The 14,199-nt window shown below is 52.5% G+C and carries 15 protein-coding genes and 1 other annotated feature; of the genes, 8 read left to right on the top strand and 7 right to left on the bottom strand.

What is annotated here, in order from left to right:
• Positions 1 to 13: 13 nt before the first annotated feature.
• From yidC to OGV93_RS23910, 5 genes are all read right to left on the bottom strand, one after another.
• Positions 14 to 1,660: a membrane protein insertase YidC gene (yidC, locus tag OGV93_RS09265; RefSeq protein WP_003023844.1), complete on the bottom strand. Its 1,647-nt coding sequence runs from the start codon at positions 1,658 to 1,660 to the stop codon at positions 14 to 16.
• A 2-nt stretch (positions 1,661 to 1,662) separates the two neighbouring features.
• On the bottom strand, positions 1,663 to 1,920 hold the full coding sequence (yidD, locus tag OGV93_RS09260; RefSeq protein ID WP_003023846.1) for a membrane protein insertion efficiency factor YidD: 258 nt from the start codon (positions 1,918 to 1,920) through the stop codon (positions 1,663 to 1,665).
• Positions 1,884 to 2,243 (bottom strand): ribonuclease P protein component, encoded by a 360-nt coding sequence (gene rnpA, locus OGV93_RS09255; RefSeq protein WP_003844432.1) that lies wholly within the window; start codon positions 2,241 to 2,243, stop codon positions 1,884 to 1,886. The genes yidD and rnpA overlap by 37 nt, the downstream gene beginning before the upstream one ends.
• A 17-nt stretch (positions 2,244 to 2,260) precedes the next feature.
• Positions 2,261 to 2,401, bottom strand: coding sequence for a 50S ribosomal protein L34 (rpmH, locus tag OGV93_RS09250; RefSeq protein WP_003023858.1), 141 nt, complete (start codon positions 2,399 to 2,401; stop codon positions 2,261 to 2,263).
• 228 nt (positions 2,402 to 2,629) lie between these two features.
• Positions 2,630 to 2,710, bottom strand: a complete 81-nt coding sequence (locus tag OGV93_RS23910; RefSeq protein ID WP_420361643.1) for a hypothetical protein — start codon at positions 2,708 to 2,710, stop codon at positions 2,630 to 2,632.
• A 297-nt stretch (positions 2,711 to 3,007) separates the two neighbouring features.
• On the opposite strand from OGV93_RS23910, the gene dnaA reads away from it, so the two are divergent.
• The 5 genes from dnaA (at position 3,008) to yidA (ending at position 9,975) form a co-directional block, all read left to right on the top strand.
• Complete coding sequence (gene dnaA, locus OGV93_RS09245; RefSeq protein WP_016155069.1) at positions 3,008 to 4,411, top strand: chromosomal replication initiator protein DnaA; 1,404 nt, start codon at positions 3,008 to 3,010, stop codon at positions 4,409 to 4,411.
• Between the two features lie 4 nt (positions 4,412 to 4,415).
• Complete coding sequence (gene dnaN / locus OGV93_RS09240) at positions 4,416 to 5,516, top strand: DNA polymerase III subunit beta (protein WP_016155068.1); 1,101 nt, start codon at positions 4,416 to 4,418, stop codon at positions 5,514 to 5,516.
• Positions 5,516 to 6,589 (top strand): DNA replication/repair protein RecF, encoded by a 1,074-nt coding sequence (recF, locus tag OGV93_RS09235; RefSeq protein ID WP_016155067.1) that lies wholly within the window; start codon positions 5,516 to 5,518, stop codon positions 6,587 to 6,589. Before dnaN ends, recF begins: the two co-directional genes overlap by 1 nt.
• Before the next feature lie 28 nt (positions 6,590 to 6,617).
• Positions 6,618 to 9,032, top strand: a complete 2,415-nt coding sequence (gene gyrB, locus OGV93_RS09230; protein WP_016157816.1) for a DNA topoisomerase (ATP-hydrolyzing) subunit B — start codon at positions 6,618 to 6,620, stop codon at positions 9,030 to 9,032.
• A 130-nt stretch (positions 9,033 to 9,162) separates the two neighbouring features.
• Entirely contained in the window at positions 9,163 to 9,975 is an 813-nt protein-coding gene (gene yidA, locus OGV93_RS09225; RefSeq protein WP_016155065.1) for a sugar-phosphatase, read from the top strand.
• A 4-nt stretch (positions 9,976 to 9,979) separates the two neighbouring features.
• Here yidA and cbrA read toward each other — a convergent pair whose 3' ends face one another.
• Positions 9,980 to 11,098 (bottom strand): colicin M resistance lipid reductase CbrA, encoded by a 1,119-nt coding sequence (cbrA, locus tag OGV93_RS09220; protein WP_279272582.1) that lies wholly within the window; start codon positions 11,096 to 11,098, stop codon positions 9,980 to 9,982.
• 99 nt (positions 11,099 to 11,197) lie between these two features.
• Here cbrA and OGV93_RS09215 point away from each other — a divergent pair, with 99 nt between their 5' ends.
• Positions 11,198 to 12,424: a YidR family protein gene (locus OGV93_RS09215; RefSeq protein WP_287109528.1), complete on the top strand. Its 1,227-nt coding sequence runs from the start codon at positions 11,198 to 11,200 to the stop codon at positions 12,422 to 12,424.
• A 1-nt stretch (position 12,425) separates the two neighbouring features.
• Here OGV93_RS09215 and OGV93_RS09210 read toward each other — a convergent pair whose 3' ends face one another.
• Positions 12,426 to 12,761, bottom strand: coding sequence for a YceK/YidQ family lipoprotein (locus OGV93_RS09210; RefSeq protein ID WP_016155062.1), 336 nt, complete (start codon positions 12,759 to 12,761; stop codon positions 12,426 to 12,428).
• A gap of 236 nt (positions 12,762 to 12,997) precedes the next feature.
• Positions 12,998 to 13,070: a sequence feature (ROSE (Repression Of Heat Shock gene Expression) occurs in the 5'-region of heat shock genes and acts as an RNA thermometer to modulate expression.), on the top strand.
• Between OGV93_RS09210 and ibpA the strand changes: the two genes are divergently transcribed.
• The gene (gene ibpA, locus OGV93_RS09205; RefSeq protein WP_003023882.1) at positions 13,064 to 13,477 is read left to right on the top strand and encodes a small heat shock chaperone IbpA; all 414 of its coding nucleotides are present in this window, start codon (positions 13,064 to 13,066) and stop codon (positions 13,475 to 13,477) included. It overlaps the preceding feature by 7 nt.
• Before the next feature lie 92 nt (positions 13,478 to 13,569).
• A complete protein-coding gene (gene ibpB, locus OGV93_RS09200; protein ID WP_003827096.1) occupies positions 13,570 to 13,998 on the top strand; it encodes a small heat shock chaperone IbpB in 429 nt (142 codons plus the stop codon).
• Positions 13,999 to 14,199 lie beyond the last annotated feature (201 nt).

Raw genomic sequence — 14,199 nt, 5'->3', positions numbered from 1 at the left:
CCTGCGACTAATATCAGGAGTTTTTCTTCTCGCGGCTATGCAGGCCACGTTTCTCCAGACCACGGTAAATCAGCTGCTGCTGAATAATGGTTACCAGGTTGCTGACGATATAGTACAGCACCAGACCTGATGGGAACCACAGGAAGAACACGGTGAAGATGACCGGCATAAAGGTCATGATCTTCTGCTGCATCGGGTCGGTCACGGTGGTCGGAGACATCTTCTGAATGAAGAACATCGTCACGCCCATCAGGATCGGCAGGATGTAGTACGGGTCCTGTGCAGACAGGTCATGGATCCACAGAGCGAACGGCGCATGACGCAGTTCAATGGAGCCCATCAGCATGTAGTACAACGCCAGGAAGATTGGCATCTGGATGATCAGCGGGAAGCAGCCGCCCAGCGGGTTAACCTTCTCAGCTTTGTACAGGGCCATCATTTCCTGGCTCTGACGCTGTTTGTCATCGCCCAGACGCTCACGCATAGCCTGAATCTTCGGCTGCAGCATACGCATCTTCGCCATGGAGGTGTACTGCGCTTTAGTCAGCGGGTACATGATGCCACGAACGATAAAGGTGATAACGATGATGGAGAAGCCCCAGTTACCCAGGAAGCTATGGATCCACTTCAGCAGTTTGAACAGCGGCTGAGAGATGAACCACAACCAGCCGTAATCCACGGTCAGATCCAGGTGCGGTGCAACTGCCGCCATTTTATCCTGAATTTCCGGGCCGACCCACAGGGTGCTGGTCATCGCGCCAGTCTGGCCAGGCTGAACCAGTACCGGCTGTGATTTATAGCCGATAGCGGCAATGCCGTTACCCAGATTAGCGGTATAGAAGTTGTTGGTGCCGTCGTTACGCGGAACCCATGCCGTTGCGAAATACTGTTGCAGCATTGCGACCCAGCCGTCTTTAGCATTGACGTTCAGGTTTTCGTTTTCAGCAATGGTGTCGAATTTGTATTTCTCATACTTCTCATCCGGCGTGGAGTACGCCGCGCCACGGAAGGTATGCAGCGCAAAGTTGCTGCTACCGGTGTCGCGATGAGATGGCAGATTGATGGATTGCTTCAACTGACCAAAGGTGGAGACTTCCAGCGGTTTTTCGCCGGCGTTCTGCACGCTGTAGTTAACGTTGACAGCATATTCACCGCGCTTGAGTACAAACGTTTTAGTGAATGTGTTACCCGCTGCGTCAGTATAGGTCATCGGGATCTGCAGTTCGTTCTGACCGTCAGCCAGTACAAACGCGTCTTTTTCGACATTGTACAGCGGACGCGGGCCGTTAGCCGGGTTATCCGGGCCGTCACGACCTGTCAGGCCACTCTGTGCCTGGTAGATGAACTGTGGCGTGGTTTCCAGTAACTGGAACGGTTCGGTAGAACCGAGTTCTTTCGGGTAAGCTGGCAGTGAAGCCTGTTCCACATCACCACCACGGGTGTTGATGGTCAGATCAAGCACGTCAGTTTTAACCGTAATCAGTTTCCCCTGGCCACTGGCCGGTACGCCCTGGTCTGCGGCGCTACCCGCTGCGGTGGTCGTTGTCTGCGTGGTCTGTTGGGCCTGAGGTTGCGGATTTTTATCCTGCTCCCAGGCTTGCCAGATCATGAAAGACACGAACAGCAAAGCGATGACTAAAAGATTGCGTTGCGAATCCATCGTTAGTGTTCTCTGGTATCAAATGGTCCGGGCGGGACGGGATCGTCACCACCAGGGTGTAAAGGGTGGCATTTTAATACGCGTTTCACCGTCAACCAACTGCCTTTTATCACTCCAAACCTGCGCAATGCCTCAATTCCGTAGCTCGAGCAGGTTGGAGTGAAACGGCAATGCGGCCCAAGCAGCGGACTGATCAGGCGTTGATAGACCCGAATAAGGGCTATCAGGACCCGCGAGCCAGGCGACAATGGCGACGCCATAATTTTTCCAACGCTTCCGAGAGAGCACGGTTATCGAGGTCAGCAACCCCTTTTTTCGCCACCACCACGAAATCCATTGCTGGAAGTTCGTGCTGACGTAAACGAAAGCTTTCACGTGTCAGACGTTTAATCCGATTGCGTTCATGCGCGCGTTTAACGTTTTTCTTGGCGACGGTAAGACCGATACGGGGATGCCCCAGCGAATTCAGGCGGCCGAGGATGGTGATTTGCGGCGTGCCAGCCCGTTGTGGCTGCTGGAAGACGAATGTGAAATGAGTGGGAGTTAACAAACGTAACTCCCTGGGAAATGCGAGCTTAACCACTCAGGGGCTAGCTTTTATTACTTAGAAACGGTCAGACGAGAACGGCCTTTAGCACGACGACGTGCCAGAACCTGACGACCATTTTTATTAGCCATACGAGCACGGAAGCCGTGAGAACGGTTGCGCTTCAGTACAGACGGTTGAAAAGTGCGTTTCATGGCGATTTCTACCTAAACTTGAATAAATTCACTGACTTTTGCGTATACCCGAACGAATTTCGAACGACTTACGCCACAGTGTGGGTGATTAAAGAGGCCGGATTGTAATAATTGTACACTCCGGAGTCAATTCTCTTTCCTTATTTCCCGCTTTTTTCCGCATGGTTTCGCGTATAAAACAGGCAGCGTTGACGCCGTAAGGCGACCGTTACTCGCTGGGGGTAAGAATTATACGGGCTGGCGGATAAAGCGCAAGGATCGCTCGGGATCTTTATTAGATCGTTTAAGCAGTAAAGCATCTTTACTCATTAATTTTTTCAATATGCGCGCTAAAACCTGCAGCACTTCTCCAGGATCGTTTACACTTAGCCGATTCTGGATCATCCTGTGGATAAATCGGGAAGAATCTGTGAGAAACAGAAGATCTCTTTCTCAGTTTACGCTATGATCCGCGGTCCTGATCGTTTCAATGGATCCTGATCGGGTAAAAATTGCAGATAGCAATTCGCACGTCACCCTTTGCATAGGGTCTTGTCGATGTGCGTCAACAATCATGAATGTTTCAGCCTTTGTCATTTATCGACTTTTGTTCGAGTGGAGTCCGCCGTGTCACTTTCGCTTTGGCAGCAGTGTCTTGCCCGATTGCAGGATGAGTTACCAGCCACAGAGTTCAGTATGTGGATACGCCCATTGCAGGCGGAACTGAGCGATAACACGCTGGCTTTGTATGCGCCAAACCGTTTCGTGCTTGATTGGGTAAGGGATAAATACCTTAATAATATTAATGGATTACTCAATAACTTCTGTGGAGCGGATGCCCCGCAGCTGCGCTTTGAAGTCGGTACTAAACCCGTCACGCAAACGCTGAAAACGCCGGTGAACAACGTTGTTGCGCCCGCTTACGTGGCTCAGCAAGTGCAACCGCAACGTGCCGCTCCGGCGGCGCGCTCAGGCTGGGATAACGTCCCGGCACCGGCAGAACCTACCTATCGTTCTAACGTCAACGTCAAACACACGTTTGATAACTTCGTTGAAGGTAAATCTAACCAACTGGCGCGCGCGGCGGCACGTCAGGTGGCGGACAATCCTGGTGGCGCCTACAATCCGTTATTTCTTTATGGCGGTACGGGTCTGGGTAAAACCCACCTGCTGCACGCTGTCGGTAACGGTATTATGGCGCGTAAGCCAAACGCGAAAGTGGTGTATATGCACTCCGAACGTTTTGTGCAGGACATGGTTAAGGCCCTGCAAAACAACGCGATCGAAGAGTTTAAACGCTACTACCGTTCCGTGGATGCGCTGCTGATTGACGATATCCAATTCTTCGCGAATAAAGAACGATCGCAGGAAGAGTTTTTCCACACCTTTAACGCCCTGCTGGAAGGCAATCAGCAGATCATCCTGACTTCGGATCGCTATCCTAAAGAGATCAACGGCGTTGAAGATCGTCTGAAATCCCGCTTCGGCTGGGGACTGACTGTTGCGATCGAGCCGCCTGAGCTGGAAACGCGCGTCGCGATCCTGATGAAAAAAGCCGACGAAAACGACATTCGTCTGCCGGGTGAAGTGGCGTTCTTTATTGCCAAGCGTCTACGCTCTAACGTACGTGAGCTGGAAGGCGCACTGAACCGTGTGATCGCCAACGCTAATTTTACCGGCCGGGCGATTACCATCGATTTCGTGCGCGAAGCGTTGCGCGATCTGCTGGCTTTACAGGAAAAGCTGGTCACCATCGACAATATTCAGAAGACGGTGGCGGAGTATTACAAAATCAAAATTGCGGATCTGCTTTCTAAGCGTCGATCTCGCTCGGTAGCTCGTCCGCGCCAGATGGCGATGGCGCTGGCAAAAGAGCTCACTAACCACAGTCTGCCGGAAATTGGCGACGCGTTTGGTGGGCGTGACCATACTACCGTGCTTCATGCCTGTCGCAAGATTGAGCAGTTGCGTGAAGAAAGCCATGATATTAAAGAAGATTTCTCCAATTTAATCAGAACATTATCTTCGTGACGCTATGAAATTTACCGTTGAACGTGAACATTTATTAAAACCGCTTCAGCAGGTCAGCGGCCCGCTGGGTGGACGTCCTACACTGCCTATTCTCGGAAATCTGCTGCTGCAGGTTGCTGACGGTGCGCTTTCTCTGACCGGTACCGATCTCGAAATGGAGATGGTGGCGCGCGTGGCGCTGATCCAGCCTCATGAACCTGGTGCGACCACCGTTCCGGCGCGTAAATTCTTCGATATTTGCCGTGGGTTGCCGGAAGGCGCGGAAATTGCCGTTCAACTGGAAGGCGATCGCATGCTGGTGCGGTCTGGCCGCAGCCGTTTCTCGCTGTCTACGCTGCCTGCCGCCGACTTCCCGAATCTGGACGACTGGCAGAGCGAAGTCGAATTCACGCTGCCGCAGGCCACGATGAAGCGCCTGATTGAAGCCACGCAGTTTTCGATGGCGCATCAGGACGTGCGTTACTACTTAAACGGCATGCTGTTTGAAACCGAAGGAGAAGAGCTGCGTACCGTGGCGACCGACGGTCACCGCCTGGCGGTCTGTTCAATGCCAGTCGGTCAGCAGTTACCCAGCCATTCGGTGATCGTTCCGCGTAAAGGCGTGATTGAACTGATGCGTATGCTCGACGGCGGCGACAACCCGCTGCGCGTGCAGATTGGCAGCAACAACATTCGTGCGCACGTGGGTGACTTCATCTTTACCTCCAAGCTGGTTGATGGCCGTTTCCCGGATTATCGCCGCGTATTGCCGAAGAATCCGGACAAACATCTGGAAGCCGGTTGCGATATCCTCAAACAGGCATTTGCTCGTGCGGCGATCCTCTCTAACGAGAAATTCCGCGGCGTGCGTCTGTATGTCAGTGAAAACCAGCTGAAAATAACCGCCAACAACCCGGAGCAGGAAGAAGCGGAAGAAATTCTGGATGTCTCCTATCCTGGTACTGAACTGGAAATCGGTTTTAACGTTAGCTACGTACTGGACGTACTGAACGCGCTGAAGTGCGAGAACGTTCGTATTCTGCTGACCGATTCCGTATCGAGCGTACAGATTGAAGATGCTGCCAGCCAGAGCGCGGCTTATGTTGTTATGCCAATGAGACTGTAATGTCGCTCACCCGTCTGTTGATCCGCGACTTTCGCAATATCGAAAGCGCGGATCTCGCTTTATCCCCTGGCTTTAACTTCCTGGTTGGCGCGAACGGCAGCGGCAAAACCAGCGTGCTGGAAGCCATCTATACGCTCGGCCACGGCCGGGCGTTTCGCAGTTTGCAGATTGGCCGCGTAATTCGCCACGAGCAGGAGTCGTTTGTTTTACACGGGCGTTTGCAGGGGGAAGAGCGTGAGACATCGATTGGCCTGACGAAAGACAAACTGGGCGACAGCAAAGTGCGCATTGACGGCACTGACGGGCACAAGGTCGCGGAACTGGCGCACCTGATGCCGATGCAGCTGATCACGCCAGAGGGGTTTACTTTACTCAATGGCGGCCCCAAATACAGAAGAGCATTCCTTGACTGGGGATGCTTTCACAATGAAGCCGGATTTTTCACCGCCTGGAGCAATCTGAAGCGACTGCTCAAGCAGCGCAACGCAGCCCTGCGCCAGGTGAGTCGTTATGAGCAACTGCGTCCGTGGGATAAAGAACTGATCCCGCTGGCGGAACAAATCAGCACCTGGCGCGCGGAGTACAGCGCCGGTATCGCGCAGGATATGGCGGATACCTGTCAGCAGTTTCTACCCGAATTTTCTCTCTCCTTCTCATTCCAGCGCGGCTGGGAGAAAGAGACCGATTATGCCGAAGTGCTGGAACGCAGTTTTGAACGCGATCGCATGTTGACCTACACCGCGCACGGTCCGCACAAAGCGGATTTTCGCATTCGCGCTGACGGTGCGCCGGTGGAAGACACGTTGTCGCGTGGGCAGCTAAAGCTGCTGATGTGCGCCTTACGTCTGGCGCAAGGGGAGTTCCTCACCCGCGAAAGTGGGCGGCGGTGTCTCTACCTGATAGATGATTTTGCCTCTGAACTTGATGATGCCCGTCGTGGGCTGTTAGCCAGCCGTTTAAAAGCGACGCAATCTCAGGTCTTTGTCAGCGCAATCAGCGCTGAACACGTTCTGGACATGTCGGACAAAAATTCGAAGATGTTCACCGTGGAAAAGGGTAAAATAACGGATTAACCCAAGTTTAAATGAGCGAGAAACGTTGATGTCGAATTCTTATGACTCCTCCAGTATCAAAGTCCTGAAAGGACTGGATGCGGTGCGTAAGCGCCCGGGTATGTATATCGGCGACACGGATGACGGCACCGGTCTGCACCACATGGTATTCGAGGTGGTAGATAACGCTATCGACGAAGCGCTCGCGGGTCACTGTAAAGATATCGTTGTAACGATTCACGCTGACAACTCCGTGTCCGTTACCGATGATGGCCGTGGTATCCCAACCGGTATTCACCCGGAAGAGGGCGTTTCGGCGGCGGAAGTTATCATGACCGTTCTGCACGCAGGCGGTAAATTCGATGATAACTCCTATAAAGTTTCCGGTGGTCTGCACGGCGTAGGTGTGTCCGTAGTAAACGCCCTGTCACAGAAACTGGAGCTGGTGATTCGCCGCGAAGGTAAAGTGCATCAGCAAACTTACGTGCACGGTGTGCCGCAGGCGCCGCTGGCGGTAACCGGCGAAACAGAAGCGACGGGTACTCAGGTACGTTTCTGGCCAAGCCACGAAACCTTTACCAACGTCGTTGAGTTTGAATACGAGATTCTGGCTAAGCGTCTGCGCGAGCTGTCGTTCCTGAACTCCGGCGTCTCTATTCGTCTGCGCGACAAGCGCGATGGTAAAGAAGACCATTTCCACTACGAAGGCGGCATCAAGGCGTTTGTTGAATACCTCAACAAAAACAAAACGCCGATCCACCCAAATATCTTCTACTTCTCCACCGAAAAAGACGGTATCGGCGTTGAAGTTGCGCTGCAGTGGAACGATGGTTTCCAGGAAAACATCTACTGCTTCACCAACAACATTCCGCAGCGTGACGGCGGTACTCACCTTGCAGGCTTCCGTGCGGCGATGACCCGTACCCTGAACGCCTACATGGACAAAGAAGGCTACAGCAAAAAAGCCAAAGTCAGCGCCACCGGTGATGATGCCCGTGAAGGCTTGATTGCCGTTGTTTCCGTGAAAGTACCGGATCCGAAGTTCTCCTCACAGACCAAAGACAAGCTGGTCTCCTCTGAGGTGAAATCGGCGGTAGAACAGCAGATGAACGAACTGCTGAGCGAATACCTGCTGGAAAACCCGTCTGACGCGAAAATTGTCGTTGGCAAAATTATTGATGCTGCACGTGCCCGTGAAGCGGCACGTCGCGCGCGTGAAATGACCCGTCGTAAAGGCGCGCTGGACTTAGCGGGCCTGCCGGGCAAGCTGGCGGACTGTCAGGAACGCGACCCGGCGCTGTCCGAACTGTACCTTGTGGAAGGGGACTCCGCGGGCGGTTCTGCGAAGCAGGGCCGTAACCGTAAAAACCAGGCGATTCTGCCGCTGAAGGGTAAAATCCTCAACGTCGAGAAAGCGCGCTTTGATAAAATGCTCTCTTCTCAGGAAGTGGCAACGCTGATCACCGCGCTCGGCTGTGGCATCGGTCGTGACGAGTACAACCCGGACAAACTGCGTTATCACAGCATCATCATCATGACCGATGCGGACGTCGACGGCTCGCATATTCGTACGCTGCTGTTGACCTTCTTCTATCGTCAGATGCCGGAAATTGTGGAACGCGGCCACGTTTACATTGCACAGCCACCGCTGTACAAAGTGAAAAAAGGCAAGCAGGAACAGTACATTAAAGATGACGAAGCGATGGATCAGTACCAAATTTCTATCGCTCTGGATGGCGCAACGCTACACACTAATGCCAGCGCACCTGCTCTTTCAGGTGAGTCGTTAGAAAAACTGGTTTCTGAATACAACGCGACGCAGAAAATGATTGGCCGTATGGAACGTCGTTTCCCGAAAGCGCTTCTGAAAGAACTGGTTTATCAACCGACGCTGCCGGAAGCTGATTTGGCGAACGAGCAGACCGTTACCCGCTGGGTTAATTCGTTGATTACCGAGCTGAACGAAAAAGAACAGCACGGCAGCCTGTGGAAGTTTGATATCCACCACAACGCAGAGCAGAACCTGTTTGAGCCGATTGTGCGCGTCCGTACTCACGGTGTGGATACCGACTATATTCTGGATCACGAGTTTGTGACCGGTGGCGAATACCGTCGTATTTGTACGCTCGGTGAGAAGCTGCGCGGGCTGATCGAAGACGATGCGTTTATCGAACGTGGCGAGCGCCGCCAGCCGGTTGCCAGCTTTGAGCAGGCGCTGGAATGGCTGCAGAAAGAGTCACGTCGCGGCCTCGCTATCCAGCGTTATAAAGGTCTGGGCGAGATGAACCCGGATCAGCTGTGGGAAACCACCATGGATCCGGAAAGCCGTCGTATGCTGCGCGTTACCGTGAAGGATGCGATTGCCGCCGACCAGCTCTTCACTACGCTGATGGGCGATGCCGTTGAACCGCGTCGCGCGTTTATCGAAGAAAACGCCCTGAAAGCGGCGAACATCGATATCTAACTTGCACCCAGGTCTACAACCGTCCTGCAAAAGGGGAATCTCGATTCCCCTTTCTATCCCCCTTTTCGTAGCTGTTTTTTGAGCGGAATCGCGTTAGCATGAGGACGGACTCATTTAATCCGGGGAACTCATGGCTATCAAACTTATTGCTATCGACATGGATGGCACACTTCTGCTGCCCGATCACACCATTTCACCCGCGGTCAAAACGGCGATTGCCGCAGCGCGCGCGCGTGGCGTAAATGTGGTGCTGACCACGGGGCGCCCGTATGCCGGCGTCCACAGCTATCTGAAAGAATTGCATATGGAAGAACCCGGTGACTACTGCATTACCTACAATGGCGCGCTAGTGCAGAAAGCAGGGGATGGCAGTACTGTCGCGCAAACCGCGCTGAGCTATGATGATTATCGTTATCTGGAGCAGCTCTCCCGGGACGTTGGCTCGCATTTCCACGCACTCGATCGCAACACCCTGTATACCGCGAACCGTGATATCAGCTACTACACGGTACATGAATCGTTTGTTGCGACGATTCCGCTGGTGTTCTGTGAAGCCGAGAAAATGGATCCCGCAACCCAGTTCCTGAAAGTGATGATGATTGACGAGCCGGAGATCCTCGATAAAGCTATCTCGCGCATACCTGCGGAAGTAAAAGAGAAGTACACCGTGCTGAAAAGTGCGCCGTATTTCCTCGAAATCCTCGATAAACGCGTCAATAAAGGGACTGGCGTGAAATCGCTGGCCGATGCGTTGGGTATTAAAGCCGAAGAGGTGATGGCGATTGGCGATCAGGAAAACGACATCGCGATGATTGAATACGCAGGCGTGGGCGTTGCCATGGACAACGCTATTGGATCAGTCAAAGAAATCGCCAACTTTGTGACGAAATCTAACCTTGAAGATGGCGTCGCGTATGCCATTGAGAAGTTTGCGCTGAAATAAAATGTTATGGGCAAATGCCTTGGCGCATTTGCCCTGTTTCAGCAATTAGTTGTGATACTGAGTGGTCACCTTGAGGAATATGCGCCACGCCGCTGCGCATTATCCATTTACGGGAAAACGCCGACGTCAGGGCCCGACTTTTCAGGATCTTGCCAAACAGTTTGAGACGTAACTTGCGGGTGGCTTTGCGGTAAGCGTGATTCATATCTGGTGCATCCCGCAACAATACAGATTTGAGCACCTCCGCGCTGTCCAGCGCATAGCTAATCCCCTCCAGTGAGCTGGCGCTGATAAAACCGGCCGCTTCGCCAATCAAAAATGCGTTGTCCTTGCCACAGACGAAGTCTTTCCAGCGTGAAGGAAACAGCACCGTACATTTTTCACTTTTCACCGGTTTGCCGAACTGAAATTGGAACGCTTCCATCTTCGCTTTCAGCGCGTCAAAGCGCGCCTGACCGTCCTTCATCGGGTAGGCACCGCCAAAGATAAAATAGCCATCTTTGCTGATACTCCAGGAATAACAGTCGGTTGCGTCGTTATCAAAAATGCAGGAATAGAACGGGACGGGATGCTTTTCCGCAAACCATTGTTGAATAGCAACATATTTACGGATCTGGTGCCGGGGATAGAGATGACGGCGTACCAGTGAGTTCGCGCCGTCGGCTCCCACCAGATAACGCGCGGTGATCTGCTGCTCCCAACCGTCGGCGCGGAAGATAACATGCCATTTATCGCCCTCGCGCCAGATTTTCCGACACAGGCTGTCGTGGTACACCTGTACATCACCAGGAATGAGAGATTTAAGCCATAAATCAAAAGCATGGCGGTTGATATTAATGTAGCTGCGCTGGTAGTTACGCGTCAAAGAGGCTGCAACATCAACCGTTTTAACGCTAAATATTTGTGGGTTAGCGATGACATCAACGGGTAAGGTTATCCCGTCGCGGATAAACGAACGCTGGGCATCCGGGGCCAACAGACCGCCGCAGGGTTTGGTGAAACCTTCGTTGCCGCACTGGTGTTTTTTATCCAACGCGATCACGCGCATTTTTCCACTCAACTGCCGCGCCAGCGCTGCGCCTGCCGGGCCTAACCCGATAATGGCTACGTCAAAATGTTCCATCTTTCTGTCCGCAAAAATGAAGATGGCGATACGCTAAAGCCTGAAAGTGAAGTGCTTGTGAAGTATGATTGCTGAAATCGTCTTGTATCAGGGCATTCCATGAAGCAAATCACCTTTACGCCGCGTAATCATCAGCTTACCAATATCAATACCTGGACACCGGACAGCCAGTGGCTGGTCTTTGATGTGCGCCCTTCCGGTGCCTCTTTTACCGGCGACACAATTGAGCGCGTCAATATTCATACTGGCGAGCTGGAGGTGATTTATCGGGCCATGCAGGGATCGCACGTTGGCGTGGTGACCGTTCATCCAAAGTCGGAAAAATATGTGTTTATCCATGGGCCTGAAAATCCTGATGAAACATGGCATTACGACTTCCATCATCGGCGTGGGGTGATAGCTACGCAGGCAAAAGTGGAGAATCTGGATGCGATGGATATTACCGCCCCATATACGCCGGGTGCGCTGCGCGGTGGTAGCCATGTGCATGTATTTAGCCCGAGCGGCGAGTTTGTCAGTTTCACCTATAATGACCATGTGTTGCATGAGCGCTCACCGGCGCTGGATCTACGCAATGTCGGTGTGGCTGCGCCCTATGGTCCGGTGATGGTCTCCGCGCAGCATCCCCGTGAGTACAGCGGGAGCCATTGGTGCGTGCTGGTAACCCAGACGACACCCACGCCTAAACCGGGTAGCGATGAGATTAACCGCGCCTATGAAGAGGGCTGGGTAGGGGAAAACAGACTGGCGTTTATCGGTGATACGTTATCAGTCACGGGCGAGAAAGTGCCGGAGTTATTTATTGTTGATTTACCACAGGATGAAAGCGGCTGGAAACAGCCGGGCGACGCTCCGCTGGAGGGCACTGAGGCAACAATGCCTGCGCCGCCATTCGGTATTAATCAACGCCGCCTGACGTTTACTCATGCGCGCGCCTTTCCCGGTCTGCTAAATCAGCCGCGCCATTGGGTGCGCAGTAATCCAAAGGCATCTGAGATTGCGTTTTTAATGCGTGATGACGTCGGCATTGTGCAACTGTGGCTGATTTCCCCACAAGGAGGGAAACCGCGTCAGCTTACCCGCTGCGCCACGGATATTCAGTCAGCATTCAACTGGCATCCGTCGGGGAAATGGCTGGGGTTTGTACTGGATAACAAAATTGCTTGTTGTGATGCTCAGACGGGAGAGGTTGATTTTTTAACGGACCGTCACGGCAACCCACCATCGGGCGATGCGATCATCTTCTCTCCTGATGGTCGACAGGTTGCGTGGATGGAAGACGTCGAGGGTTTCCGCCAGCTGTGGGTAACAGAGACTGGGCGTTAACTTAAGGAGCAGGCATTTCAGCCGGAGGGATAACGGCGTTCGCGGCCTGCGTTCTCTCCTCGCTTTTTTCTACACGGGATCTCACCGAGTTATCTTTGCGAAAGAGATCCCACGGAAGTAATACTGTATCCAGTACTGCGGTAAACGGCATATCCAGAATCGCCAGTGACTTGGTTCCCCAGTTTGTATCACTTTCGCTAATCATTGTGGCGCTGGCGCGCGTGCCAGGATACGTCCCTTCTTTGCCTCCGGTATGCGACATAATGCTGGAACAGCCGCTCACAAACGCCATCCCGCTGCACATTGTCAGTGTTACCAACATTTTTTTTATCATCATTTTTTTCATCTGTATTTATTGTGTTTGCATGGTGAGTTAAAGCGATCCGTTGCGAAAATAACATCACCATTTCGTCACACTGTGGCGGCTATCGCGATTTAACGATAACAACTGCTCACACCAGTGTATGCAATAGACAACAAACTGCAAAAAAAGTCAGATGAATACGCTTGAAAAGTTTGTATTAAGACCCATTTTTAGAGTGTAGACAAATGAAGGGCATGCCTGATGGGTGTCCTGGCTACCTGACCTGTCCATGATGGAAGGTCTATTATTCTCGCTGATTTCAGGAGCTATTGATTATGCGTAACTTTGATTTATCCCCGCTGTACCGTTCTGCTATTGGTTTTGATCGCCTGTTTAACCTGCTGGAAAACAATCAGGGCCAGAGCAATGGCGGCTACCCTCCGTATAACGTTGAGCTGGTAGACGAAAACCATTACCGAATTGCGATTGCCGTTGCTGGTTTTGCTGAAAGCGAACTGGAAATTACTGCCCAGGACAATCTGCTGGTGGTGAAAGGTGCCCATGCGGACGATCAAAAAGAACGTACTTACCTGTATCAGGGGATTGCCGAGCGCAACTTCGAACGTAAGTTCCAGTTAGCGGAGAACATTCATGTTCGCGGCGCGAACCTGGTGAATGGTCTGCTGTATATCGATCTCGAACGCGTGATTCCCGAGGCGAATAAGCCGCGCCGCATCGAAATCAACTAATTCTGTGGGCCGCTTCAGGCGGCCCTGCTAAGCAATCGGCTTGCCGTCAGGGAGCCAAAAGGTACTTACTCGCTTCTTAGAAGGAGATTATTATGCGTAACTACGATTTATCCCCACTGCTGCGTCAATGGATCGGTTTTGACAAACTGGCCAATGCCTTGCAAAACACGGGCGAAAGCCAGAGCTTCCCGCCTTATAACATCGAAAAGAGCGATGATAACCACTACCGCATTACCCTTGCGTTAGCCGGTTTCCGCCAGGAAGATCTGGATATTCAACTGGAAGGCACACGCCTGACCGTGAAAGGTACGCCGCAGCAGCCGGAAAAAGAGACCAAATGGTTGCATCAGGGGCTGGTTACTCAGCCGTTCAGCCTGAGCTTTACGCTGGCTGAAAATATGGAAGTCTCCGGCGCAAGCTTCACTAACGGCTTGCTGCATATCGATTTGACCCGGAATGAACCTGAAACCATCGCTCCACAACGTATCGCCATCAGCGAACGTCCCGCATTAGACAGTTAAATAGCTCCATGCCTTTGCCCCGCCAGAAATGACGGGGCTTTTTTGTGCGTCAGCCCACATGAAACTATGATCTGGGAGGGCAGGATGCCGGAAGCGCTGCCATTGCCAGAAAAAAGCATTCAGCAATTTCAAATCTACGTGAAGAAAAACAGTAAAGAACGCCCTTCTTAAGCGCTCCTGGGCGCTCTGTAGCATGATAAT

This window comes from Citrobacter sp. Cb031, from assembly GCF_030336725.1.
GTDB classification, from domain to species: Bacteria; Pseudomonadota; Gammaproteobacteria; order Enterobacterales; family Enterobacteriaceae; genus Citrobacter; species Citrobacter braakii.
The sequence above is the reverse complement of the archived record's forward strand: the minus strand, read 5'-3'. Positions and strand labels throughout refer to the sequence as shown.